A 25,668-nucleotide genomic window follows, 5' to 3' on the forward strand; every position below is an offset into this window, starting at 1 on the left:
AACGGCAAGGCGGACCGGGCGGCGCTCATGCCCGCGGCGACCGCCGCCCGGCGGCGCGGTGGGGCCAACAGCGGGGCTCCTTCCGTGACGCCGCGGACACCGACCCAGGAGATTGTCGCCGGACTCTGGGCCCAGCTCCTGTCGGTGGAGCGCGTGGGGATTCACGACAGCTTCTTCGACCTGGGCGGGCACTCGCTGCTGGCCACCCAGGCCGTGTCGCGCGTGCGTGTGGCCCTGGGAGTCGAAGTCCCATTGCGTGAGCTATTCACACACCCCACCGTGGAGGCGCTGTCCGCGCGCATCGACGAACTCGCGATGAGCAGGCAGTCGGCCAGGGGCAGGCCGCCGCTCGTGCCCGCACCGCGCACGCAAGGGCTGCCGTTGTCCTTCGCGCAGAAGCGCCTCTGGGTGGTGGATCGACTGCGGCCCGGCGACCCGGCCTACAACATCTCGGGGGCCATCCGGGTTCGTGGGGCGCTCGACGCCGACGTGCTCGAGCGCTGCGTCGCGGAGATCGTGCGACGCCACGAGAGCCTGCGCACGACCTTCGAGTTCGTGGGAGAGGAGCCGGTGCAGCGCATCGCCGCCGAGCTCGAGGTGCCGCTGGGGCGCGTGGACCTGTCGGACTTCCCCGAGCCCGAGCGCGAAGACCTGGTCGCCCGGCTCGTCGCCAAGGAGACGGGGTGGTCTTTCGCCCTGGCACAAGGCCCGCTGCTGCGCCTCTCGCTGCTGCGACTGTCCGAGTCGGAGCACGTGCTGGTGTTCGCGATGCACCACATCATCTCGGACGGATGGTCGCGCGGAATCCTCGTCCGGGACCTCATGGCGCTCTATGTCGCCTTCGTCGCGGGTCAGCCTTCGCCCCTGCCGAAGCCGGTGCTGCAGTACGCCGACTTCGCGCACTGGCAGCGGAGCTGGCTGCGGGACGAGGTGCTGGAGGCCCAGCTCGCGTACTGGCGTCGTCGGCTCGCGGGCGTGCCGCCGGTGCTGGCCCTGCCCACGGACCGTCCGCGTCCGGTAGCGCAGAGCCTGCGGGGCGCCCACTACCGGGCCACGCTACCGCCGCTTCTCGTGGAGGCGTTGAAGCGGCTGGGCCGGACGGAGGGGGTCACGCTGTTCATGACCCTCATGGCCGGTTTCCAGGCGTTGCTCTCGCGCTACACGGGGCAGGAAGACCTCACCGTGGGGACCGACGTCGCCGGCCGCAACAATGCCGACCTGGAGGGGCTCATCGGGTTCTTCGTGAACCAGCTCGTCATCCGCGGGCAGCTCGACGGCAACCCCACGTTCCGCGCGCTCCTGACGCGCGTGCGTGACACGGCGCTGGAGGCGTACGCGAACCAGGACCTGCCCTTCGAGGAGCTCGTCCGAGCGGTCAACCCCGAGCGGAGCCTGGGCCATACGCCGCTGTTCCAGGTCAAGCTGGCGCTGCAGAACCAGCCGTTCACGGAGCTCCAGCTCCCGGGCCTGAGTCTGAGCGGCGTGGCGTTCGAGAACGCGTCGTCCAAGTTCGACCTCACGCTCGTCCTGGAGGAGTTCGAGGGCAGCCTCGTCGGGCTGTGGGAGTTCAGCACCGACCTCTTCGACGAGGCGACGATCGCTCGCATGGCCGCGGCCTACCAGCGGGTGCTGGAGGCGGTGGTCACCGCGCCGGACCTGCGGCTGTCCGCCCTGCCCGTCCTCGCCGACGAGGAGCGCCACCGGCTGCTCGTCGAGTGGAACGCGACGGACGCCGAACTCCCGGAGGACCGCTGCGCGCACCACCTTTTCGAGGAGCAGGCGCGCCGCACACCGGAAGCGTCGGCGGTGTCCTTCCAGGGGCACGCGTTCACGTACGGGGAGCTGGACCGCCGGGCCAACCAGCTCGCGCACCACCTGCGTGGGCTCGGCGTCGGGCCCGAGCTGCGCGTCGGCGTTTGCCTGGAACGTTCGCTGGAGCTGGTGGTGGCCCTCCTCGGCGTGCTGAAGGCGGGGGGCAGCTTCGTCCCATTGGATCCTGGCTACCCCACGGAGCGGCTCTCCCTGCTGCTGCGGGAGTCCGCCGTGTCGGTGCTGCTCACGCAGGACGCGGTCCTCGACGAGCTGCCTCTCCGCTCGGAGCTCCCGGTCTGCCTGGACTCGGATTGGACGGACATCGCCCGCCACCCCACGAGCGCGCCGTCGGTCGACGTGACGCAGGAGAACCTGGCCTACGTCATCTTCACCTCGGGCTCCACGGGCCAGCCCAAGGGCGTCCTGCTCGCTCATCGGGGCCTGTGCAACACCGCGCTGGCCCAGGTGGCGGCCTTCGACATCGCGCCCGGGAGTCGGGTGCTCCAGGCCGCCGCGCTCGGCTTCGACGCGTCTGTCTCCGAGGTCTTCGCCACCCTGCTGGGCGGCGGCTGCCTCCATCTGCCTCTCCGTGACGAGCTGATGCCCGGTGCGCCCCTGCGCGATCTGATTCAGCGGGAGGCCATCACCACCGTGACGCTCACGCCGCCGGTGCTCGCGCAGTTGGAGCCGCGAGCGCTGGACACGCTGCGGGTGGTGATCTCCGCGGGCGATGCGTGCACGCCGGAGCTCGCCGCGCGGTGGAAGCCGGGCCGGCGATTCCTCAACGCCTACGGCCCGACCGAAGTGACGGTGTGCGCGAGCATCAGCCCTGACGTGAAGGTCGAGCGGCCGAGCATCGGCCGTCCGCTCCCGAACGTGCGGCTCTACGTCCTCGACCCCCACCTCCAACCGGTTCCCCTGGGGAGCACCGGCGAGCTGTACGTGGGTGGCGTGGGACTGGCGCGTGGGTATCTGGAGCGCCCGGACCTCACCGCCGAACGGTTCATCCCGTCCCCCTTCGCGCTCACCCCCGGTGAGCGGCTGTACCGGACGGGAGATCTCGTGCGCGCCCTGCCGTCGGGCGAGTTCGAGTTCTCCGGCCGCGTCGACAACCAGGTGAAGGTCCGCGGCTTCCGCGTCGAGCTGGGGGAGGTCGAGGCGGTGCTCGGGCAGGCCCCCGGGGTGCATGAGGCCGTCGTCGTGGCCCGTGCCGACGCTGCGGGAGGCAAGCGGCTCGTGGCCTACTTCGTCGCCCGGGAGGACACGCGGCTCGCCGTCGAGGACCTCCGTGCGTTCCTGCGCGACAGGCTCCCCGACTACATGGTGCCGTCCGCGTGGGTGCTCCTCATGGCCCTGCCGCTGACACCCCACGGAAAGGTCGACGCCAAGGCGCTCCCCGCTCCCGAGGCGGCGCCCGGCACTGATGATACCCGCCAGCGCACCCCGCCCCGCACGCCCACCGAGGAGCTCATCGCCGAGGTGTGGGCCGACGTCCTCCAGTGCGGGTCCGTGGGCGTCGACGATGACTTCTTCGAGCTGGGCGGACACTCGCTCATGGCCACCCAGGTGACCACGCGCGTGGGCGGAGTCTTCGGCCTGGAGCTGTCGCTGACCGACTTCTTCTCGAAGCCCACCGTGGCGGCGCTCGCCACGCATATCGACTCACTCGGAGGCACGTCCGGGCCGCGCGTCCCGCCAGTCGTTGCCACGCCACCGTGCGAGGTGCTGCCCCTCTCGCCGCGCCAGCAGGTCTACTGGTCGGACGAGGAGAAGGGGCCCGAGGACCTCGCGAACTCCTCCCCGGCGGCGTTCCGCCTGGACGGCCCGCTCGACACGGAAGCACTGCGGGAAGGCTTCGACCTGCTCGTCCGGCGCCACGAGATCCTCCGCACGAGCTTCCCCTTCATCGACGGCACTCCGATGCAGCGGATTGCCTCGCAGGGGGAAGCACGGCTCCAGGTGGTCGAGCTCGGCGACCTGCCGGAGCAACAGCGCCAGGCGGAGCTCATGCGGCGTATCGACGAGGCGCAGCACCGCTCGTTCGACGTCGCCCAGGGACCGCTGCTCCGCGCCTGGGTGTTCCGCCTCACCGCCGACACGCACGTCCTGCTCCTCAACCAGCACCACGCGATCACCGACTACGTCTCCACGTCCCTCTTCATGGGCGAGCTGGCGGAGGTCTACGCCGCGCTCCGTGAAGGGCTGCCGCCGCGGCTCCCCGAGCCCGCGCTGCAGTACCGCGACGTCACCCGCTGGGAACACGACTGGCTGCGCGGGGGAGCGCTGGAACAGCTGCGCGCCTACTGGTCCCTGAAGCTCGCCAGTCCAGTCCTGGAGGTGGCGCTTCCCTACCGGCGCCCGCGCCAGCGGCACGAGGGCATCGTGAGCAGCCTCCAGCCGTTCCACCTCTCGCCCGAGCTCTCCAGGGCAACCCGGGCGCTCTGCCGCAAGGAGGGCGTGACGCCGTTCGTGCTGATGCTCGCGGCATTCCAGGTGGTCCTGTCGCGCTGCGCCAGGCAGGAGGACATCGCGGTCGGCTTCTCGCACGCCAACCGCCAGCGCATGGAACTGGAGAAGGTCCTGGGGATGTTCGCCGGTTACATGGTGTTGCGGACGGACCTGTCGGGTGACCCGAGCTTCCTCGAGGTCCTCCGGCGGGCTCGCTCGACGTACCTGGAGGCGTTCCAGCACCAGGGGCTTCCGCACACCGAACTGGTCAAGCTGATGCCGCCCCCGTGGCAGGTCGGCTTCTCGTTCACGCGCGTGGATCGCGCACAAGCCACCTCCGTGGCCGGGCTGTCGGTGTCCCCTCTCCCCCTCCATCGCACCCGGTCCCTGACGGACCTCAAGCTGAACGTCGTGGAGGCACCGGAAGGATTGGGCGGTACCTTCGAGTACAAGGCCGACCTGTTCGAGCACGAGAGCATCGAGGCGATGCAGGACGACTTCCAGGCCCTGCTCGAGTTCATCGTCGCGGCCCCCGACCAGCGCCTGTCCGAGCTTCCGCGACGCACGCACGCCCCGGGCCTCGCCCATGGAAGGCACGAGACGGCGTGAGGATGCGAATGAGCCCGACCAGGTCCGCGAGCGGACGCAGTGAGCGCGCGAAAGGCCTACGCCAGGCGGCGGCGCTCACCCACCGAGGCAGAGCGGCGCGCGAGGAACTCCTCGATGGGGCCCGCGGCCCCCCGTGCGCTCTCGGCCTGGACGAAGTGGACCCGCAACTGCTCGCAGGCCTTCTTGTACGCGGGATTCTGGAGGACGTCGTCGAGGGCCTCGAGCAGCCGGTCGGCGGTGACCTCTGGAGGTGGGATGGTGCGCCCCACCCCATGAAGTTCAATCAACCGGCCGATGTCGGGCTGATCGAACTGGAGTGGAATGGAGACCATGGGCACGCCGAAGGCGATGCACTCCTTCACGCTGTTCGTCCCGGCATGGTTGACCATCACCGCCGCCTTCCGAAGCAGGCCGAGCTGCGGCGCCACCTTCACGGCGATCACGCCGGGCGGCACGTCGAACATCGCGGGCTCCATCGTGGAGCCCACCACCATGACGAACTGAAGGTCCGGGCTGCGGGCGGCCGCGAGGAAGGCCTCCTGGAGGATGCGCAGGTTGTGCTTCGAGGTCGCGGCGAGCGTCCCGAGCGCGAAGAGGACCAGCGGTCGGTCCTCGCGCAGGCGCTCCCAGGGAAACTCGGGCTCGCGGCGTTCATGGTCGATGCACGGCTCGATGTAGCAATACTCCCCGGGGGGGCTGCGCACCCGCACCTCGGCGAACTCCTTGGGGCAGAGGAGCAGCTCGGGCGAGAGGCTCCGGTCGAGCATCGGAACGGTCTCGATGTTCTTCAGCGGGTAGCGGTGCTTGCGCGCCAGCGCCAGCAGGGCCGGACGAAGGCGGGGAAAGAGCCCCAGCGCCATGAGGAGTCGCTCACCCGGCATCGCGGCGCCACGCCCCGGTCCCCGCGAGGCGCCCTCGGGGCGTGGAATGAACTCCGGGGGAATCGTCACGTTCATCTGCAGGACGGGGACGTCGAGCCCGTGCCCGATGATTGCGAGGTGCCGGAGCTTCTCGTCGCAGATGAGGAGGTCTGGTCGAAGCGGGGCCAGGAGGGCATCGACCTCCCCCTCGACCATCCGACGCAGCGCTTCGTTGAAGCAACGAGCCTGGGTGCGCAGGAACCACAGCAGGCGCAGGCCCTTCAGCCGCGCCGCGGTCGCTCGCAGCTCGGTGAGCTTCCCCTTGGGGAAGATGTCCCCGAACAGGGGCGTGAACTCGAACCCCTCGGCGCGCACCTCGTCCTCTATCTCCAGGATGCCCAGGTAGATGACCCGGTGACCGCCGCGCTGGAGCGACCGCGCGATCCGCAAGCTGGGATTGACGTGGCCTGGAACAGGCAGCGGCGCGAGGAGGATGGTGGCCATCTGAATCCTTCGAGGAGGTCGATCTGGATCGAACGGATTGTAGAATGGTTTTTCGTGGATTATTGTTCAAACCTGCAAGATTAGACATCCGGTGAGACGAGACCTTGGATAGCCTTGGGCTGCCGCCTGCCGCGCGGACGAACATGTGGGACGTGGTCCCGGCGCCGAGCGAGCTCCTGGGCATCGTGGGGGGCCTCGGGCCCCTGGCGTCGGCCGAGTTCCTGAAGACCATCTACGAGGAGAATCCGTTCGAGGTGGAGCAGTCGGGGCCGGCCTGCGTCCTGCTGTCGGACCCGAACGTGCCGGATCGCACCCAGGCGATCATCCAGGGCCAGGAGGCGTTGGTGGCGCGATGGCTCGAGGGCGCGCTGAGCCGCCTGCGGGACATGGGAGCGCGGCGCATGGTGATCGCCTGCATCACAATGCACCACTTCCTCGAACACATCCCCGCGCCGCTGCGCGACCTCACCGTGTCGCTCGTGGATCTCACCCTCGACGAGGTGAGCGCGGAGGGGAAGCGCTGGCTGATTCTCTCCAGCCAGGGGACCCGCGCGGCGCGCGTCTTCGAGCGCAGCGAGCGCTGGCGCGCGGCGGAGCCCCACCTGACCTGGACGAGCGCCGCGGAGCAGGTCGAACTCCACGACGCCATCTACCGGCTCAAGCGACACGGCGACGTCACGGAGGCGGCCGTCCTGTGCGAGCGGCTGGTCCGGGCCCATGGCGTGGACGGCTTCATCGCGGGCTGCACCGAGCTTCACCTCGTCACCCGGTACATGCGCACCCGCCCCCCACAGGAGCGCCTGCGGAACATCGACCCGCTCTACCTGGTGGCGAACCGCATGCCCGCGCTCGTCACGCACCGGTACGCCCTCAAGCGCAGCGCGTAGAGGCTTGGGCGCGAGTGCCTGGAGACTCCCTCCCGCACCTCCGTGTCGCGGCTCACTGCGTTGCGAATAGCGGGCAAGAAAGTAAATTCAGAAATCACCTGAATATTGCGATGTTCTGACTATGCAGCTCTGGCAAGCTTGGCCGGGTGAGCATGAGTGAGCGGCACGGCGTCACGAATCGTCCGACCCGGCCAGCACCGGACCCGATGAGGGGTCTGGTTGGCGGGTTGATGCGCGCACGGTGGGCGCTTCGGTCGGCGCGCTCGTGGCTGCGCGTGCGTTACGTCTGGCTCAAGCCCCGCCCTGGGGACATCTACATCGCCACCGCGGCCAAGGCCGGGACGACGTGGATGCAGCAAATCGTCTTCCAGTTGATCCACGAGGGGCGTGGCGAGTTCGAGCACATCCTCCAGGTGTCCCCATTCCTGGAGCAGCTCGGGACGAAGCCCCAGGCGGAGCAGGTGCTGGCCAGACTGCCCTCGCCCCGCATCTTCAAGACGCACCTGAGCCATGGCTTGCTGAGGCCTCCCGCCAACAGCCGAGTCATCTACGTCACGCGTGCGGCGTCCGACACCCTGGTGTCCTACTACCACCACGTGTGCAGAGCCCATGGCGCGCATCTGGACTTCGATCAGTTCTTCCAGCGGGAGATGAAGAACCGCGGGTGGTCGTCCCACCTCAGGTCCTGGTGGCCGCACAGCCGGGCGCCCAACGTCCTGCACGTGCGCTACGAGGATCTCGTGAGAGACCGCGAGCGGGAAGTGCGGCGCGTCGCGACGTTCCTCGCGCTTCCACTTCCTCCAGAGCGACTGCCGGACATCCTGGAGAAGACGAGCTTCGAGTACATGAAGCGGCACAACGCCCGCTTCGCGCCGCCCATGCCAGGAGGCTTGAGCGCGGAGGGATTCATCCGCGAGGGCAAGGTGGGGAGCGGCCGCGACGCGCTCGATGCCGGGCAGCAGGCCCTGCTCGAGAGGACGCTGGCCCCGCTGTTCCGCACGCTTGGCATCACCGGCAACGAAGTCTGACAGCTGACCACGAGAATAGGGTTGCCAGCATCATGTCTCAGAGCCCCCGTAGCGCCCCTGACCGGTCCGTTTCCCCCAAGCCCAAGCGGCGCGGCGTGTTCCGGCGCCTCGCGCGCGGGACATTGGTGCTGCTCGCCATCGTGGGCATTCCCTTCGCGCTGTACGTCACCTGGGTGTCGCATCAGCTGCCCTCCGTGAGCCGGCTGGGCGAGGAGAACCCGGAGCGCACCAACTACATGCGACTGGCCATCTCCGAGGGACAGCTCCCCGAGAACTTCGCGGTGACCTGGCTTCCCCTCTCCTCGATGTCCAACGCGCTGGTGTGCGGAGTGGTGAAAGCGGAGGACACCATCTTCTTCCAGCATCGGGGCTTCAACTACCGGCAGACGTTGCTGGCCATACACGGCCGCTTGAACGGCCGGGTCGTCGGGCACAGCACCATCACCATGCAGCTCGCGCGCAACCTCTTCCTCGGACCCGAGCAGACCTTCGAGCGGAAGCTGCGGGAGATCCTCCTCACCCGCGACCTGGAGCGCGAGGTGCCCAAGCAGCGCATCCTGCAGCTCTACCTGAACATCATGGAGCTGGGCCCCGGTGTCTGGGGCGTGGGACAGGCCAGCCAGTACTACTTCCAGAAGCAGCCCGCGCAGCTCGACGCCTTCGAGGGCACGCTCCTGGCGGCCATCGCGCCCGCGCCGCGGCAGCCCCTGGAGGGACCGAATCGCGAGCGAGCACGAAAGAAGCAGGCCTCCGTCCTGTGGCGCATGTTCATCTCCGGCCTGCTCGGCCCGGAGCAGTACCAGTCACTGGTCCTCCGCCATCAGGTCCTGTTCCAGGCCCTCGAGAAGGGAGTCCCGCTGCAGGAAGCGCTGCGGCTCCCCACTCCCGCCGACGTGCAGCCGCCCCCCGTGCCATTCCGTGTCGTCACCGAGGAGATTCCCGAGGAGCGGATGCTGGAGGAGTCCTGCGGCTATCGCAGCGAGCTCGGCTACTACACGGGCCCCAACCCCGTCCCGAAGTTCTGAGAGGCAACGGGCGCCCGCGCAGGGCACGCCCTCATCCGCGAGAGCAGGCCTTCACCGACAGGGGCTGGGGCTGGCCTGCCCTGACGGAGGAGTTACGAGGAGAACAGCCGGTGCAACCAACCGGTGAGCCCGCTGGCGGATGGAGCCGGCCTTCCGTCCAGGAATGAGGAGTTACGAGGAAAAGAGCCGGCGCAGCCAACCGGTGAGCCCGCTCGCGGATGGGGCCGGCCTTCCGTCCAGGTACGCGGCGGGCACCTGTTGCCGGAGATCCTCGGGGAGCGTGTGGAACGCATACTCCCGGCCTGGAGGGATGGGCTTGAGCTTCACGCCCCGCGTCTCGGTGAGGTAGTCGTACCCGACGCGCTGAAAGCGCGATTCCGGATCCAACCGGACATAGCGGTCTCTCCGCGCGATGCGGTCCTCCGGCTTGACCATGCGCAGGTGATACAGGCCGTGGTCCAACATCAGGTGCCGGGCCCCCACGAGTTGCTCGGGGTACCACACGCCATGAAACTTCGTATGGCGCCGGCCGCCGAAGGTCATCGTATCAGGAAGAGGAAAGGCGCAGCAGCGGGTCTTCCGGCCCCAGAGGCCATCGGCGCGGTACTGCGCGACGCCGTCCCACAGCTCCCGGTAGCGCATCGCCACGAGGGGCCGGTTCTGCTTTTCCGCCTTGAGGAGGTACTCCGGCAGCCGCGCGAGAAAGCCCTGCTCGAAGCGCTCGTCGGCGTCACCGCAGAGCACCCACCGGGCGCCCAGCTCCTTCGCCCGCCGCAGCAGTCGGGAGCGGTTACCGGGCTCATCCCAGCCCACCTCGTCGGGACGCGGCGGGTTGGTGAGCACGTCGGCCATCTTGGGCTCAGCGGCGAGGATGGCGCGCGTTTCATCCGTCGACCCGTCGTCCAGCGCGACAAAGGCATCCACATGGTCGCGCAGGTGGTCCAGGCACCCGCGCAGGTAGTACGCCTCGTTTCGAAGCTGCAGGACCGCCACGAGCATGGGGTGTCCCATCTCCTATCGCCGCCAGTCGAAGGCGATGCGCTTGAAGCTCTCACCCCAGCCCTCGGGGTTCGCCTGCGCCGACGAGGGGCTGAAGATGCGCTGCGTGTACTCGGGTGAAGGCATCGCGCTGGCCTGCCGCACCTGCCGGGGCTCGAGGGACAGGTGGAGGATGCGCATGTCCTCGAGCGGAAAGAGGTACGTGTCCGTCATCATGAGGCGCACGCGCAGGTTGTCGTCGTCACCGCCCCACTGGTCGAAGCTCTCGTCGTAGCCATGGATGGCATTCAGGCGCTCGCGGGCCACGCAGATGGAGCCGTAGATCGTCACGGGTTCCGTGAACGCCGTCGCGAGAGAACCTCCGGCGGACTCCACCTGGTCGAACGTCGCGAAGGCGACGTGGCCGAGCGCCGCCGTACCGGGGTTGGCCGCGATATGCGCGAGCGCGATGGCGGGCACGTCGGTGACGAAGGCGGACTCGGGCGACATGACGAGCACGTGCTCGCCGATGGCATTGCGCACCCCCACGTTGATGGCGCGACACGGCGGCCGCCAGGGGTGGTCGAAATCGTTGACGATGATGCGCCACCGGATGGAGGGGAAGTCGCGGACGAGGCGCATCACCTCCCCTTCTTCGCTCGGCTCGTCGAGGACGATGACCACCTCGGTGCCTGGCCGGGCGAAGTACGGCGCGTTCAGCAGCAGCACCCTCTGAAACTCCCGGATGCGCTTGAAGTACGGCATGACGACACTGAGATTCACCCGTTCCCTCCACTTCGTGCCCGGAAGCCCCGGACCGCCTGGCGAGGACCGAATGATACATTTTCCTGAATAGCCGTGTTCACGGCTTTGACTTAATCTACGCGCTTCCCGGCTTCTGCCCTGGAGCACGCCCCCATGCTTGTCGCCCCTGTCCGCTCGCGCCTCACGCGGATGTCACTCCTCGCCGTCCTCGTCTGCGTGGCGGCATCCTGCAAGAAGCGCGATGCCCCCTTCGGGGAGCCGATGGAGACGGACTTCGGCGCGCACCCGCTGCAAGTCACCGCCTCATTCGACGGGAGCAAGCGCTTCGCGATGTGGCTCGACACGTTGGGGTTCGCCCGGAAGCTGGAGCGGGAGACGGGCAAGCCGCTCCACTACACCTACTTCATCAACACCGCGTACTACGACCCCACCGTGCAGGGTGTGGCGATTGATCCTCTCGACGTCCCGACGACGGCTGAAGAGGCCCGCGTGCGGTGGGCCCTCACCCAGCAGGCCCTGAACGAAGGGCACGAGGTCGCGAACCACACGGTCCGCCACGCGTCCGGGCAGACGTGGACTGACGACGCCTGGAGCAAGGAGATCGACGAGTTCCACGCGCTGGTGGAGGCGAACCTCTTCGAGCCCGTCGTCGATGCGAAGGGCAAGGCGGTGTTCCCGAAGTGGGAGCCCTTGAAGACGGCGGCTGCGGGACAGCCGGGTGCGCGGTGCGGCGCCGACACGGACTGCCAGGGCAGTACGTGCCTGCACCTGACCGAGGACGTGGGCGTGTGCAGCACGACCTGCAATGCCAATACACCCTGCGTGGCGGGATTGGTTTGCGGGAGCCCGACGTGGACGACGGCGACGGACGTATGCATTCCCCCTCCGGCCTTCCCCGTCGAACATGAAGGCAAGGTGCTGTTCGACGCGGAGGGGAAGCCCCAGCGAGACAACCTCCGGCCGTACCGGGTGGTGGGGTTCCGCGCGCCCTTCCTGCACTTCAACTCAGCCCTCTACCGGGTGCTGTCCGCGCGCGGCTACGCGTACGACAGCAGCCCGAGTTGGAAGCTCGGCCCGCCCAGGCGCATGACGAAGGAGCCCGGACTGGGAATGGTTCAGTTCCCGCTGATGTGGATGAAGGGCGCGCTCACGTACTCGATGGACGACGCATACAACTCGAAGGGGGGCACGGGAGCGCAGATGGAGGAGGACTACCAGAAGGCCCTCCACGCGGCCTACGAGGACTTCGGGCGGGTGCCGTGGAACATGGGCCACCACTTCGCGCTGTTCCGGGGCGGCGACTACTGGCGCGCCATGCAGAAGACGCTCACCTACGCCGCTGCGGGCTGTCGGGATGAGACGGGGGCCCGCCACTGTCAGGAAGTGGAGTTCCCCTCCTTCCGCGAGCTCGCCGAGAAGAAGATTCCGAGTTGGGACGCCACTGCGGCGTCGAAGCCGTGACAAAAAGGTGAAGGCCCTGGACTTCTCGGCTTTCGCCTAGGAGTCAAGGGCCTTCGATGGTCGGGGCGACAGGATTTGAACCTGCGACCACTTGCACCCCAAGGAACCCCGGGGGCCGTCCAGTGGTTATCAGCCCTTCACAACCCTTCGTAAATACTCGGATTTATTGGCCCGGGATTGTCCAGCCGTCCCATCCAGTACCCCGGGACACCAAGATTTTTGCTGCTAGCTTGCTGCTGAGCCCCGCCCCGGCGGTGCCGGCGACCTCGGGTTCTGGCCGACTGCTGACCGTCCGGGAGGTCGCGGAGCGGCTGGGGGTCTGCCGGGCCACCGTGTACCGGCTATGCGTGCGAGTCGAGCTGCCCCACGTCCGCATCTCCAATGCGGTGCGGGTGGAGACTCAAGCCCTAGAGAGATTCATCCGGGAATCTTCGTCGTAGAGCTGAATGCAGGGCAGTGCCCCTCTACCTTAGCTTGGCGAACAGTGACACGCGGTCCCGGGGGCGTCCGGATGGGTCGCGCGCGCTGGGGAGCGTCGACTATCCTGCCGCAGATTCATCGAGCGGCGTTACCGGGGGGAGCCCACGCTCGTAGGGTGCATGCGCGGCACGTGTCGCGCGGAACGACCGTTCTCCCGAACAGCCCGGTCCGTACCGCCCTGTCGTCAGGATGGAGCCCTCATGTCGAACTTCCTGGTCGGACCCGACACCATCATCCCGGACATCAAACGGCTCCTCGAAGAGTCCTACGTCATCGAAGAGGGCGGCCGGGACATCCTGCCGATCATCAAGGAGATCCTGCAGAACGCGAACGATGCCGGCGCTACCGAGCTTGAGGTGCGTTTCCATCGACAGGGCTTCGCGCGTTCCGAAGTGGGCAACGAGCTGCTGGCGGACCCGGCCATCGTCTGCCTGAACAACGGCCGGTTCCGGAGCGCCGACGCCTACGCGCTCGGTTCGATGTCGGTGACGAGCAAGACGAGCGACTCCACAGCCATCGGTCGCTTCGGGCTCGGGAAGAAGGCGGTGTTCCACCTGGCGGAGGTCTTCTTCGCGCTCGGCCGCGCTCACGGAGGGAACATCCAGTCGCTGTGCATCAATCCCTGGACGAACCCCGACACGGGACGGGACATTTTCGAGCGGGAATGGAACGCGTTCGGGCAGGAGGATCAGGAGCGCATCATGGCGCTGGTCGACGAGCGCTGGCTCCATGCCCAGAACTGGTTCGCGCTCTGGTTGCCCATCCGCGTCGACCGCACCGGGGCCACCATCCGTCGATGGTTCCCGGACGTCACCCGCCTGACCGAGCGGTTCTTCGACGACCCCGCAGGCGTGGCGGCGTTGCTGCCGCAGCTCTCGTCCGTCCAGCGGGTGCGCATCACCTTCGCGCCTTCGCCGGGCGCGCCAGCCGAGCGTGAGCTCGAGCTGCGGCGCGTGGAAGGAGATGCATTGACGTTGCCGTCGCCCCCTTCGGAAGGAGCCCTCCGGCGCGTCCGCATCTCCTGGCGGACCGCCGGGACCGAACGGGAGCTGGTGGCGACGATCAAGGATTTCCGCGAGCCCTCGGACGCGCTCGTCCAGAGTCTCCAAGCCAATCCTCATTGGCCCAGCCGCCTGACGCAGAAAGGCATGGATTACGCTCCCGAGCCGGAGAAGGCCGTGTGCCATGGTGGAGTCACGATCCTCCGCGAGCCGTCCAGCACCGATGGGTGCGGATCGACGTGGGCCTGGGCGGTCTTCCTGCCTCTCGCCGAAAACAAGCTCCAGGTGGCAGGCCCCTGGCGGTGGCGCATCTGGTTGCACGGCTACTTCTTCCCGGACTCCGGCCGCCAGGGACCGTTGGGAATCGAGAGGCCGCTGCCCACATCCGAAGACGCGCTCGCGGATGACACGATCCGGATCTACTGGAACGCCCACATCCGTGATCGAGCGACGTTGCCCTGCCTGCTCCCTGCCTTGAAGGACGCGCTTGAGGGCGTGGAGACGCCTCACGCGGAGGCGCTCGTCCAGGCCATCTGCGGGATCGCTGAGCTGGGGCCACACTCCGCGGCGCTCGGCCGTGACTTCGCCCTGGTCTTCGGCCCGGAAGGGGACGCGATCACTGCGTGCAGGCTGGTTCCCGCGAAGCGGCGGATCGTGGCGCTGCCGCGGCCGAAGCCGACGGAATGGCAGGCTGCGCGGCTGCTCCTCTCCGAGCTGCAGAGGATCACGACCGACACGGAGATTGTCTGGTGGGAGGTGCCACGCCTGGGCGCTCGCGCCCCCGGGGGATTGGGCAAGGAGGAGTGGATGCACCTCGTCTCCTCCGAAGATATCGCCAGGTCCTTCATTGAGCGCGCCGCAATCGAGTACGTGGCGAGGTGCATCGAAACACTCGCCGAGAAGGAACGGGCCGAGGTCGCGCGCGCCATGCTGCGAAGGGGCCTCTCGCAACAGTCCAAGCGCCAGATCGAGCCAGAGGCATGGCGATGTGTGGTCGCGTACCTGCCTGGCAAGTGCCTCTTCCTGCCGCTGCTCACGAGAGACGAGATGCTGGAGTTGCTAGCGCTAGAGACCGGGGTCCTCGTGCTGCCACCGGACTTCGAGGTGGACGGGAGGCGCAGCCCCGAGCTGATCCCGTCCGATGTGGCCTCGCTCCTTGAATGGGCCGGCAGGCGGCTCAAGGAACGCAAGGAGACCGCCCGGCGGTTGATCCGGGAGGTCGTCAACGCCTACGGCCTCTCCCGCGCACTGAACGATCCGCAGCTCGCGAAGCTCCCCGTCATTCCCGTCCTGTCCGCCCGCGAGCCGGGTGTCTATTACATTGACTTCGCCACGTTCGATGCCGCCCTGCGCCAGCGCTGCTTGTTCGTGGGCAGAGAGGTTTTCCGCATTGAGGTCCGGGGAGAGCTCTTCCGCGCGCTCGGTGGACATGTCCATGACGTGCTCGTGGTCGAGGAGCCCGATTGGATCGAGGTCCTCCAGGCCCAGCGGCGCGACGTGCCCGCCCTGAGCCTCGCAGCCGTCATCGACCTCGTCGCAGCGCCGCAGACCCGGCTGTCCGCCAACCGTGAAGACCGACTACCTCTGCTCAAATGGATCCTTGAGCAGCCCCCAACGAAGGGAGAGCAGGACACTGGCAAGAACCAACGAGCGGTGAAGACCCTTCTCTACGGCGAGTCCGCTCTGCAGACGCGCTCGCCTCTCTATGTGCCGCCGAACCTCGACCGCGACGTTCAGGAGCTGTTTCTGACAGCCCTCGCGGGCCTCGGTTGGGCGATGCGGCTCATCCCGCCAGGCATCGCTGTCCGGCACGAGTGGCAGCGCTCGTTGGACATCGAGTACGTCGACAACGGCAAGCTCATCACGCTGCTGCAGAGACTCGACGACTCCGGGTATGCCGAGATGCTCGCGGCGCTGTCTGGGGACCAGAAGCAGCAGCTGCGGAAGCTCCTTGCCGCCCATAAGGAACAGCAGGTGTGGTCGCGGCTGGAGATCCATCCGACACACCTGGGGCTGCGCTCGCTGCGCGAGGCTGTTTTCCGACGCAGTCGCAGCGGAGACTGGCCCGTGCCGGAGACGCTCCGGGATGAGGTCGCGCTCCTCGACGAGGCCGATCCCGATTGCGCCGAGTGGGAGCGCGCGACAATTCAGGAGTGGTCGTCGGCGGCGCAGCTCGCCTACTGCCTGCACGCGCCGCGGCCGTCGCGCCACTGGAGGGAAATCTCGAACGCCCTTGCCTCCGGCGGCGCCGGCACGCTGGACGCACAGAGGCAGGACACGCTGAAGACGCCGTGGCTGCTCGACCAGAAAGGGGGCGCCCTCCCGCCAGTGTCGGTCATCCTGGTGCCTCATTCCGTCGATCAGGCGCTGTGGGCGCTGGACGGTCTCCGGCTCGATGGAGTGATCACCGAGACCGGCCTTCCCTCGGAGGTCAACGCGCATCCGGGCTTCGCAGTCGTGCGGCGGTGGATAATGGAGGGCGAGGAGTCGTGGGCCGTTCGGCTCGTACTCGCTCTACGACGCGGTGGGCTACCGCTCTTGATCCCTGAGGCATTGCCCGGCGCCACGACACTGGACGCCTTACTGAACGCGCGGTGCGTTGAGGTTTATCCCGAGCTCCGCCTGTTCCGGGCGGTGCGTGACTCGAGCCTGGAGGAATGGGCCGACGTGCGGGGCGAGTGCGCCCACCTGGTGTCGGGGAATCTCCCGGTCGAGCGCTTCGTAGAGCTGCTCACGGCGCTCTCGAAGGAGCCCGAGGACCGCGACCTGTGGAGGGACTATCTGCGCGCGGCGGCGGGCGACGCGGCGTTCGCGTCCGCGATCCTGCCCCGCATCCAGCTGCCCAACCGGGAGGGCGCCTTCGTGGCGCCCGAGGTGCTAGCACGCTCCGCCGCGAGCATCGCGCCGCAGCGCCTACTGGCGAGGACCGCCGAGGAGGCCCTGGCCGAAGCCGGATGGTTCAAGGGCGACGAGGACGCGGACGCTGGGCTGGAGCCCGCGGCGGGTGAGGAGGTTTCGGGCAGCAAGCACTTCGAACACTGGTTCAATGGATGGAAGGCCGTCGTACGAGAGCAGAAGCTGCTGTCCGCGCTGTTGGTGCTGCTGGGAGAGCAACCTCCACTGAAAGCGTGGGAATGGGCCGAGCGACTTGACGTGAGCACCCCGCGCTTCGTTCTCGAGCAATTGCTGGGCAACGACTCGGAACTCACTGCCAAGTGGATACAGGAGGTGAAGTACAGCGTGGACTTCGTCTCTCCGGGCAGTCGGGTAAAGGTCCTGTCGCTGACGGGCGCCTGGTTCGACGCAGAGATCGTCGCGCAGTCGCGCGAGGATCTCACCATCTTCGTCGGCCACCTGCCAAAGCTGCGCGAGGCCCACACGAAGCGGCAGCGACTGACGTTGGCGTTCGCACCGGAGTCGATCGGGGCTGAGGAGGCCGACGCTGCCATGCGGCGGTCCATCGAGCTGTTCCTGGACAAGGTCGCGGATCGCAGGGGCAGGGCCAGCGCGTACCTGGGTAGACTGCTGGATCGGCCGGGAGAGGAACGCATCCGGATCTTCCGAGCGAAGATCGCCGGGGAACTCCCGAGTCTTCTGCAGAGCCTCCGCCGCGGCGCGCCCCGCCTCCTTCACGACGCGTTGAATAACCTCGATACCGCGGACCTCGAGCAACAGGAGGCGCAGGATCAGCTCGACACGCTCCTGGCCACTGCTCAAGAGCGCGAGCGGAGCCAGCGATGGAAGCATCTTGAGGAACGCAAACTCGCCGTCAAAAAGGCCCGCGGGACCGTGGAAGCGCTCGTGTTCCAAGACGGGCCGGAAGCCCAGGAGGTCCAGGCCTATCTCCTCGAAGTCCTCCGGCGCCGAGTCTATGAGTACCAGTACCAACCGGAGCAGGTACTCTTCGAGCTCGCGCAGAACGCTGACGATGCACTGTCCCAGCTTCCCGGTGCGGTGCCCGACGCGCCGCTCCAGCTACGCTTCGACGATGCGGAACGGCGCATCGTCTTCATCCACCGCGGGCGCGCAATCAACGACACCCTGGGCCTGCAGCGCAGCGATCCGCGCTACGGCCCGTACAGCCGTGACCTCCTCAACCTACTCAAGCTGAACGTCAGCGACAAGGATCCCGCGACGAACACGGGGCACTTCGGCATCGGGTTCAAGTCCGTGTACCTGCTGACGGACAATCCACCAGAGGTGGTGAGCGGTTCCCTGTCCTTCCGGATCCGCGCCTGCCTCGCACCAGAGCGCTGGGATCCCCCGGCCGACCTGCGCGCGGAAGGGGACCGCGGAAGTACCGCGTTCCGGATCCGCGTCCGAGACGAAGAGCTGTATCGGCGCGCCACCGCTCAATTTCGGCGGTACGGCGGGCTGCTATGCGTGTTCTCCCGCGCCGTCCGCGAGCTTTCGTGGCGGGAGCAGTCTGGGGAGTCGCAGGCGCGATGGAAACCGCGCGAGCTGGAAACAGGCTGGCTGGAGGTCGGCGACCTCCAGGTATCCTTCGAGCGCGGCGAGGCGGCGCGTCGTGTTCTGGTGATTCGCAGCCCCCGGGACGAGCGCCTCGCTATCGCGCTGGCGCTCTCCGGCCGAGGGGTGGAGCGGTTCGCCGGGGACCTACCTACGCTCTGGTGCACCGCTCCGACGCGCGTGCGCTGGGACGTCGGGATCCTCATCAACGCGCCCTTCGAGGTGGACGTCGGGCGGACCAACCTCGCGAACGACAACCTCGGGAACGACAGGCTCTTCCGGCTCGTCGGTGACTGCGTCCAGGAGGGGCTCTCGCGACTTTGGAAACGCGTAACGAGCGATTGGGGCGCGCTCGCAGCGGAACTCGGTGTTCCGCGTGATCGCGAGGACGGCTCGTACGCGCTCTGGGAAAGCGTCTTCGAGCTGTTCACTCATCCACGGCTCGCCGCGAACGCCCAGGCACGAGAGGTGTTGCGAGGCTACGTGCGCTTCCTGCGCGAGGAGGGACTGGCCGCACTCCCCTCGCGCCTACCGGGCGTGTGGCGGCGCTGCCTCGCGCCGCAGGACGTGCGGTGGGCCCTGACGGCCGAACTCGACGAGGTGTCTGCGGGACCGGGCCATTCTACTTCCCGGTTCCCCTGGCAGACCTTCAGTCGCTGGTCCTGGATCCGGGCTCGGTTCGCCCCAGGGACGGTCGTCTCCTGCCGGGTCGGAGAGGTCCTGTCCATGCACGGAGATCAGCCGGCTCCCGGGAAGCTCGGCTTCCCGGACTTGCTGGACGGCGCTCAGGTCGGTGGCGTAGTTGGCCCCGAGCAATCCACCGAACTCGAAGTGCTGCGCGCCTTGAGTGACCAGGGTGTGTTGCCGCCGTCACTCCTCGAAGAGCACAAGCAATGGGCGAAGTCCGCCCGGTTCTTCACCGAGGACGGGGGAAACCGGCCTGCCGCCGAGCTGCTCCTGAACCCCACCAAGGAGACCCGCGCCACCTTCGAGGGCTCAAGCGCGTGGAGCGACGTTGAGGAGGAACTGCTGCGCGCGGCCTTCGCCCCGGCGAGCGCGCGTCTGTCGAGCAGGTACGAGACGGCGGCGCTCAGGTACTTCCGATTCGCCCGTCACCGGTTGGACGCGGACTCCAGGCAGCTCGCGAAGTGGGCGCAGGCCGCCTCCACCCAGCAGGAGCGGCGCGCGGTGCTGGCGTACCTGCTGCGCGGGCATCTCCGAACCGAGCTGACGAAGATCCTTCTCGCCGAGGGACTACGGTGGTGCCAGACGGCTCAAGACCTGGAGGCTGTGACGCGCGGGACCGACCTCAGCCAGACGCAGCTGGCCGCGCTCCTCTTCGAGACCGCCGTGACCGCGTTGCTCGCAGCGCGGCTCCAACAGGCGGCCTTCTCATTCTCCGATGTGGATGTGTATGACGAGGACGTCAATGAGCAGGAGCCACCTCCGCCAGCGGAGCCACTCCGGTTCGCGAGCCGGGATTTCGCGCAGGCAATCGCGGCCTGGTGGCGTGATCACGGCGGGGAGTGCGTGGCGAAGTACGAGGAACAGATCTATCCCTCCGGCTGGGACCGCCAAGTGTTCAAGGAGAGCTTGGCAGAGGAGGCAACGACCCCGCGCTCGCGCGACGCCTGGCTCACGTTGCTGACGCTCGGTGCGTGCCACCGCTTCGGTCGTCAGCACCGTCCCCAACACCGAGGCTTTCTCGAGAAGCTTCGGAGCGGAGGGGACGGTTCCTGGTGGGAGACCATCTCACGGGAGCAGTCCCCCTCCGAAGCCTGGATGAGGATTCTCGACGAGTGGATGGCGGACCAGGTCGCGCACGAGACGTACTCGCTCTGGCTGGGGCTGTTTCCGGCGCTCTACTGCTTCAGCACGTTCCTGCCCACCTACGCCCAACTGCTCCTGAACGTGGACCGCGCCGCCGGAAGCGGACTGTTCGACATGCAGCTCCACCTGCGTCCTCGGGCGAACCCCGCACTGTCGGGCTCCGGCCTCGACGCCCCGCCCATCGCGGGGACGCTCGGACAAGGGGCCAGCTTTGTGATCCGGGAGCTCGCGCGTCTCGGGTTGATCGAGCCCCAGGGCGACCTCCAGGAGCTCTGCTACGTCCCCTACAGGAGCACGCGCGCGCTCGTCGCGTACCTGAGCGGCTCAGCGGTACCAATGGCTGATGATTGGCGAGAGCGCTCGCGCGTCATCGCGCGCTGGAGCCGGAACAACCTCGCGGGCGGAGATCCCACTTTCGCTCGATGCTATGATCTGCCGATGTTGACGCTGTACGACCGGGCGCGCATGGACGCGTCCGTGATCGCCCGCATGGTTGGACTGGAGCCATGACAACACCGAGCGCCTGGACCGAGAAGTCAGCCGTCGTCCACGACAGCCATGGCCGAGGGCAGGTCCTCCTCGATCGGGGAGAGACCGTCATCGTCCGCTTCGACGACGGCATCCACGAGTGCCTGCGCGGAGAGCTGAGGGTTATTCCGTCGGCGGAGACAGCCAAGTGGTCACCGCCGCTCCCCGTCGTGGTCCATGCCCTGGCGCTCGCCATCCGATCGGTGAACGAGCGCTGGGGCGTGTTCGCGCGCTCGCGAATTGATCTGCTGCCGCACCAGCTCTGGGTCTGCAAGCGCGTCTTGGAGGAGTGGCCCACCCGCTGGTTGGTCGCGGACGACGTGGGCCTGGGAAAGACCGTCGAGGCCGGGTTGATCCTGCTGCCGCTGCTTGCATCAGGGCGCATCCGGCGCCTGCTCGTCCTGGCTCCCGCGAGCCTCGTCGAGCAGTGGCAATCCCGGCTCCGAGAGATGTTCGACATCCGGTTGGCGCTCTACACCTCGGCCGCAGACACCGCGAACGGTGATTTCTGGGGAACCCACTCAATGGTCGTCGCCTCCGCGCACACCCTGCGGATGGACCAGGGCGATCGCTGGGACCGCCTCCTGGAGGCGGAGCCGTGGGACATGGTGATGGTGGACGAGGCGCACCACCTGAACGCGGACGAGCGGGGAATGAGCCTAGCATTCCAACTCGTGGCCAAGCTCCAGGAGCGGCGGCGCATCCAGTCAATGCTCTTCTTCACCGGAACACCGCACCGCGGAAAGAACCACGGCTTCTTCTCTCTGCTGAAGTTGTTGCGGCCTGATTGGTTCGATCCGAGGAACCCGCCCGAGGAGCAGTATGCGCGGCTGCGCGACGTGATGATCCGCAACAACAAGCAGGTCGTCACCGACATGGCGGGAAAACAGCTCTTCACCCCCATCGTCAACCATCGCGAAGTCTTCTCGTACAGCCCGGAGGAGGCTGCCTTCTACGAGAAGCTGACCCGGTTCATCTCCGAAGGCCGTGCCTACGCCTCCACCATGGGTCAGCAGGACGAACGCAGCGTCATCCTCGTTCTCATCGCGATGCAGAAGCTCGCGTCGAGCTCGATCGCGGCCGTGGCCCGCGCACTCCGCAACCGCCTTGCGCGCCTGAAGGCGAGGAACGAGGCGAGGCCGTCCGAGGAGAAGCTCAGAAACGCCGCGGACCGCCTCGCGGAGCTGCGGCAACGCGATGACCCCTCCGAGGCGGACGAGCGCGCGGCGCTGGAGGAGCGACTTGCCGGGTACGCCACGGATCTCATGCTACTCCCGAACGAGATCGCGGCGATTGAAGAGCTGCTCGCGGTCGCCTCGATGGTCAAGCGCGAAACCAAGGTGGAGCGCTTGAAGGACCTCATCGGCACCTCCCTGGCGGGTCAGCAGGTGCTGCTCTTCACCGAGTACAAGGCGACACAGGCGCTCGTCACCTCGGCCTTGCTGGAACGGTTCGGAGAGGGGTGCGCGACGTTCATCAACGGGGACGGCTACCTTGAGGAGGTGCGCACCGCGTCGGGAGGAATGACGACGCTGCAGTCCAAGCGCGCCGACGCGGCCAAAACGTTCAACGAGGGCAAGGTTCGCTTCCTCATCTCGACGGAGGCTGCTGGCGAGGGCATCGACCTGCAGGAGCGCTGCTCGGCGCTCATCCACGTCGATCTGCCGTGGAATCCGATGCGCATGCACCAGCGCGTCGGCCGCCTGAGCCGATATGGCCAGCGGGAGCCGGTGCACGTGTTCAACCTGAGGAACCCCGACACCCTCGAGAGCCGGATCTGGGAATGCCTTGAGCAGAAGCTCCAGCGGATCTCGCAAGCGTTCACCCGCGCGATGGACGATCCCGAGGACATGTTGCAGCTGGTGCTCGGGATGTCACCGCCCGGGTTGTTCGAGCAGCTCTTCGCGGACGCGCCGAGAGCTGTGTCCCGCGAGAAGCTCTCGTCGTGGTTCGACGCCCGAACCGCGGAATTCGGGGGCGAACCGGCGGTCCGTGTCGTGGAGAAGATGGTCGGCGCCGTGTCGAAGTTCGATTTCGGGAGGACGGTCGCCGAGATCCCACAGGTGGACCTGCCAGATCTCATTCCGTTCATGAAGGGACTGCTGATCCTGGAGGGACGGAGGCCGGAGCAGGAAGGAAACCGGCTCACCTTCCTCACGCCCGACGGCTGGCGCAAGGAGGACTGGAAGCTGGAGGCTCGCTACACGGGGCTGGCGTTCGAGCGGCTGCGCACGCACACCCAGGACAGTGTCGCCGGGGTCGGGCACATCGTCGTCAACCGGGCGCTCGAGGTTGGGGAGAGGCTGGAGCATGCACGGGCCCGGGTCCCGGGCCTTGAGTCCATGATTGTCATCATGGCGGTTCGGGACAGGGTGACGGATGCCTCGGGGGTCGTGAGGAAGGTTGTCTTCGGTGTCCAGGTGAAACCCGAAGGTCCCGCAATGTTGGAGGACTGGGAGCTCATCAAATCGCTCAACCTGATCCTTGAGCGTCCGGTCGCGCTCGCGCGTACACAAAGCAGCGATAGTCTGGCGGGCTCCGAAAGCGCTGATGTCGAATCCCTTCACAGATGGTTCGATCAACATCTGCAGAAAGAGCGCCTTCCGTTTCGCGCTCCCGAGAGCGAATTGATCGCGGTGCTGATTCCATCCGCATGAGCTATCCACGCCGCCCGGAGGCGCTTCGTGCGTGCTGAGGGTCTCCACGAAGCGCGGGTTCTTGAACCGATCGCCCTGAGTTCCCTGACTCCGAAGGGCATCGCCCCCGGACCGGTGGCCGAAGAGTTGTGCACCGGCCGCCCTACCGGTGAAGTTGGGATCCGCGCGCCCCCCAAGAAGACGAAAGGCCCTCCAGTAGCGGCAGGAAGGACTTCCTGCGGCGGCGCGCCCGGGTGTGCGAGTGGGGGCCGAGCTGGAGCTCGAGGCTGCCTCGCACCCGGCGCCCTGCGCCAGCCAGCTCAAGAGTGAGTGCACAGATTCTTCTGTCGGCACTCAAAGGCGTGGCTTTGGTACAACCACCAGCATGGCGCACGGCGTAGCCTCCGAACAGCTGGATGAGATTCTGGCCCTTCAGCTCGTACTTGCGTGGGCGGGCGAGTCCCCCGGCGGTCAGCAGCCCCGGCTTGGCTGGTGGAAGACGGACCTCGTCGACCCGGACGGTGGCGGAGACCTCTGGCGCCGCCTGCTGCCTCGCACGCACCACTGGGCCGGCCTCGACGCCGCCCGCCGCGCGGCGCGGCGCGTCGACGAGCGCCTGCGCCGCGAGAGTGGTCGCGCGGACGACATGCGCACCCTCTTCCACTTCGGCTTCGAAATCGACGAAGCGCTGGACGAGCGGCTCGCTCACCACAAGCTCGAGGCGCACCCGCCCGTCGAGGTCCTCCCACTCCTCCAGGTCACCGGTGCGCCGTTCGACCGTGAGGCCCTCTTCGCGCGCCTCTCCAGCCCCAACCTCGACGTCGCGTACAAGGTCGCCGCCTTCGGAGCCCGGCAGCTGAAGGCTCGCTCCGAAGAGGGGCCCGTCTTCCAGGCCCGGCGGTTCGCCGCCGTCATGCTCACCGAGCCTCCCGCGGCCTATCCGCTTTCCTTCATCCTCTCCGAGGCGGACCGTGGCGAGCGCTGAAGTCGACTCGTTCCACACGCGCATCCTGCGACTGACGCTCGCGGTGCAGGAGTCACGGGCCTACTGGGAGGCCGTGGACCCGGAGGTCCGTGGCCCGGCCCGCGTCGAGCGCGCGTTCTCGGAGCGCTGGTTCGGGAACAAGAGCCTCGCCCGGGTGAAGCTCCTCCTCGCCAACTTCGCCGTCCGCTTCGACGCCTACCCGGACGCGCTCGCGGCGCTGCGGCGCTGGCGCCCGGCGGACCCCGGCACCCGTCCCCTCCTGTGCCACTGGCACATGCAGCTCGCGGACCCGCTCTACCGCGCCTTCACCGGTGACTGGCTCCCTGCCCGCCTCGTCGACGGCCGCAAGGAGTTCGACGCCGACGCCGTCGCGCGCTGGGTCGGCGCGCGGCCGGACGCCGACTGGGCCCCCGCCACGCGCTATGGGTTCGCCACCAAGCTCACCCGTGCAGCCGCCGAGGCCGGCCTGGTCTCCACCGGTAAGGCCCCTCGCTCCGCCCTGCTTCCTCGTGTCCCCGACGAGGCGCTCGGCTATCTGGTCCGCCTCCTCCAGGTCGTCACCCATACCGGTGGCTGGGAGGACAATCCCTACCTCCGCTCGGTGGGGCTCACGCACGACGCGGTGGATGCCCGCCTGCGGAGGCTTCCCGATGTCACCTACCGCCGCATGGGCTCGCTGGTGGAGCTGAACGCGAGCCCGCTGGGAGCACTCGGATGACAGACGACCTCTACCCTGGCGAGGGGCTCGCTGGCGCCGTCATGGCCCTGGAGCGGGACCTCACCGCGCCCACCGGCCCGCGCATCAGCACCATGCGCAACCACAACTTCGCCATTTTGGTCTACCGGCCCGACAAGGAGTTCCAGCTCCGCCAGCTGCTCCGCACGATGATTGGCCGGCTCGAGGCCGAGCACTGGGCCGTCGATTCCCTGGCGCTGCACCAGGTCCTCTTCGAGCGGCTCCGCACGCGGCTCGGAGCCGAGGAGCTCCAGTCCCTGGTGGAGCGGGAGCGCCGCCTCCACGCCCGCTCGCCCGAGCGCGCCATGAACGACCTCCGGCAGCGGCTCGCCGAGCACATCGACGGGCCGGGGGGGCTCGCGGCGGACATCGAGCAGCGCATCAAGGCCTTCCGCGAGCGGCGCCCCGCGGACCCGGACCGCACCCTGGTGCTGCTCGGCCGCACCGGCGCGCTCTACCCGTTCTTCCGCTCGTCCGCGCTGCTCAAGCACCTGGGCGGCCGCACCGACAACGTGCCCGTCGTGCTGCTCTACCCCGGTGAGCAGCGGGACGGTGGCCTTTCGTTCATGCAGGAGCTGGAGTCCGACCGCGACTACCGGCCGCGCATCTACGCCTGAAAGTGAGC

14 protein-coding genes (1 of these 14 running past the window's edge) are annotated in these 25,668 nt (G+C 67.9%); 11 read left to right on the top strand and 3 right to left on the bottom strand.

Annotation, left to right across the window (positions count from 1 at the left end; genetic code table 11):
* Positions 1-4,869: the final stretch of a non-ribosomal peptide synthetase/type I polyketide synthase gene (locus tag HR086_RS03040; protein WP_174464815.1), read on the top strand. Its footprint begins 7,410 nt before the window's first position; only the last 4,869 of its 12,279 coding nucleotides appear in the window; the start codon falls outside the window, past its left edge; its stop codon occupies positions 4,867-4,869.
* A 56-nt stretch (positions 4,870-4,925) separates the two neighbouring features.
* Here the strand turns inward: HR086_RS03040 and HR086_RS03045 are convergent, their stop codons facing one another.
* Entirely contained in the window at positions 4,926-6,233 is a 1,308-nt protein-coding gene (locus tag HR086_RS03045; protein WP_174464816.1) for a nucleotide disphospho-sugar-binding domain-containing protein, read from the bottom strand.
* Between the two features lie 143 nt (positions 6,234-6,376).
* On the opposite strand from HR086_RS03045, the gene HR086_RS03050 reads away from it, so the two are divergent.
* From HR086_RS03050 to HR086_RS03060, 3 genes are all read left to right on the top strand, one after another.
* Positions 6,377-7,120 (top strand): aspartate/glutamate racemase family protein, encoded by a 744-nt coding sequence (locus HR086_RS03050; protein WP_174464817.1) that lies wholly within the window; start codon positions 6,377-6,379, stop codon positions 7,118-7,120.
* A gap of 275 nt (positions 7,121-7,395) precedes the next feature.
* Positions 7,396-8,148, top strand: coding sequence for a sulfotransferase domain-containing protein (locus tag HR086_RS03055; RefSeq protein ID WP_174464818.1), 753 nt, complete (start codon positions 7,396-7,398; stop codon positions 8,146-8,148).
* Positions 8,149-8,243: 95 nt separating this feature from the next.
* Positions 8,244-9,173, top strand: a complete 930-nt coding sequence (locus tag HR086_RS03060; RefSeq protein ID WP_174464819.1) for a biosynthetic peptidoglycan transglycosylase — start codon at positions 8,244-8,246, stop codon at positions 9,171-9,173.
* Positions 9,174-9,344: 171 nt separating this feature from the next.
* On the opposite strand, the gene HR086_RS03065 is transcribed toward HR086_RS03060, so the two are convergent.
* Together HR086_RS03065 and HR086_RS49140 are read right to left on the bottom strand one after the other, a co-directional pair.
* Complete coding sequence (locus HR086_RS03065) at positions 9,345-10,172, bottom strand: glycosyltransferase family 2 protein (protein WP_174464820.1); 828 nt, start codon at positions 10,170-10,172, stop codon at positions 9,345-9,347.
* Between the two features lie 15 nt (positions 10,173-10,187).
* Positions 10,188-10,934 carry a galactosyltransferase-related protein gene (locus HR086_RS49140; protein WP_174455393.1) on the bottom strand — a complete coding sequence of 249 codons (747 nt, stop codon included), beginning with the start codon at positions 10,932-10,934 and terminating at the stop codon, positions 10,188-10,190.
* Between the two features lie 135 nt (positions 10,935-11,069).
* Between HR086_RS49140 and HR086_RS03075 the strand changes: the two genes are divergently transcribed.
* From HR086_RS03075 to HR086_RS03105, 7 genes are all read left to right on the top strand, one after another.
* The gene (locus HR086_RS03075) at positions 11,070-12,377 is read left to right on the top strand and encodes a polysaccharide deacetylase family protein (RefSeq protein WP_174464821.1); all 1,308 of its coding nucleotides are present in this window, start codon (positions 11,070-11,072) and stop codon (positions 12,375-12,377) included.
* 56 nt (positions 12,378-12,433) lie between these two features.
* On the top strand, positions 12,434-12,817 hold the full coding sequence (locus tag HR086_RS03080; RefSeq protein ID WP_174464822.1) for a helix-turn-helix domain-containing protein: 384 nt from the start codon (positions 12,434-12,436) through the stop codon (positions 12,815-12,817).
* Between the two features lie 240 nt (positions 12,818-13,057).
* Positions 13,058-20,668: a sacsin N-terminal ATP-binding-like domain-containing protein gene (locus HR086_RS03085; RefSeq protein ID WP_174464823.1), complete on the top strand. Its 7,611-nt coding sequence runs from the start codon at positions 13,058-13,060 to the stop codon at positions 20,666-20,668.
* Positions 20,665-23,343, top strand: coding sequence for an SNF2-related protein (locus HR086_RS03090; RefSeq protein ID WP_174464824.1), 2,679 nt, complete (start codon positions 20,665-20,667; stop codon positions 23,341-23,343). Before HR086_RS03085 ends, HR086_RS03090 begins: the two co-directional genes overlap by 4 nt.
* Before the next feature lie 364 nt (positions 23,344-23,707).
* Positions 23,708-24,307 (top strand): BREX-6 system BrxE protein, encoded by a 600-nt coding sequence (brxE, locus tag HR086_RS03095; RefSeq protein WP_174464825.1) that lies wholly within the window; start codon positions 23,708-23,710, stop codon positions 24,305-24,307.
* Complete coding sequence (locus tag HR086_RS03100) at positions 24,294-25,025, top strand: DUF1819 domain-containing protein (RefSeq protein ID WP_174464826.1); 732 nt, start codon at positions 24,294-24,296, stop codon at positions 25,023-25,025. The genes brxE and HR086_RS03100 overlap by 14 nt, the downstream gene beginning before the upstream one ends.
* Positions 25,022-25,660 carry a BREX protein BrxB domain-containing protein gene (locus HR086_RS03105; RefSeq protein ID WP_174464827.1) on the top strand — a complete coding sequence of 213 codons (639 nt, stop codon included), beginning with the start codon at positions 25,022-25,024 and terminating at the stop codon, positions 25,658-25,660. Before HR086_RS03100 ends, HR086_RS03105 begins: the two co-directional genes overlap by 4 nt.
* The last annotated feature ends 8 nt before the right edge of the window (positions 25,661-25,668 follow it).

The organism is Myxococcus sp. CA039A, assembly GCF_013336645.1.
Taxonomy (GTDB): Bacteria; Myxococcota; Myxococcia; order Myxococcales; family Myxococcaceae; genus Myxococcus; species Myxococcus llanfairpwllgwyngyllgogerychwyrndrobwllllantysiliogogogochensis.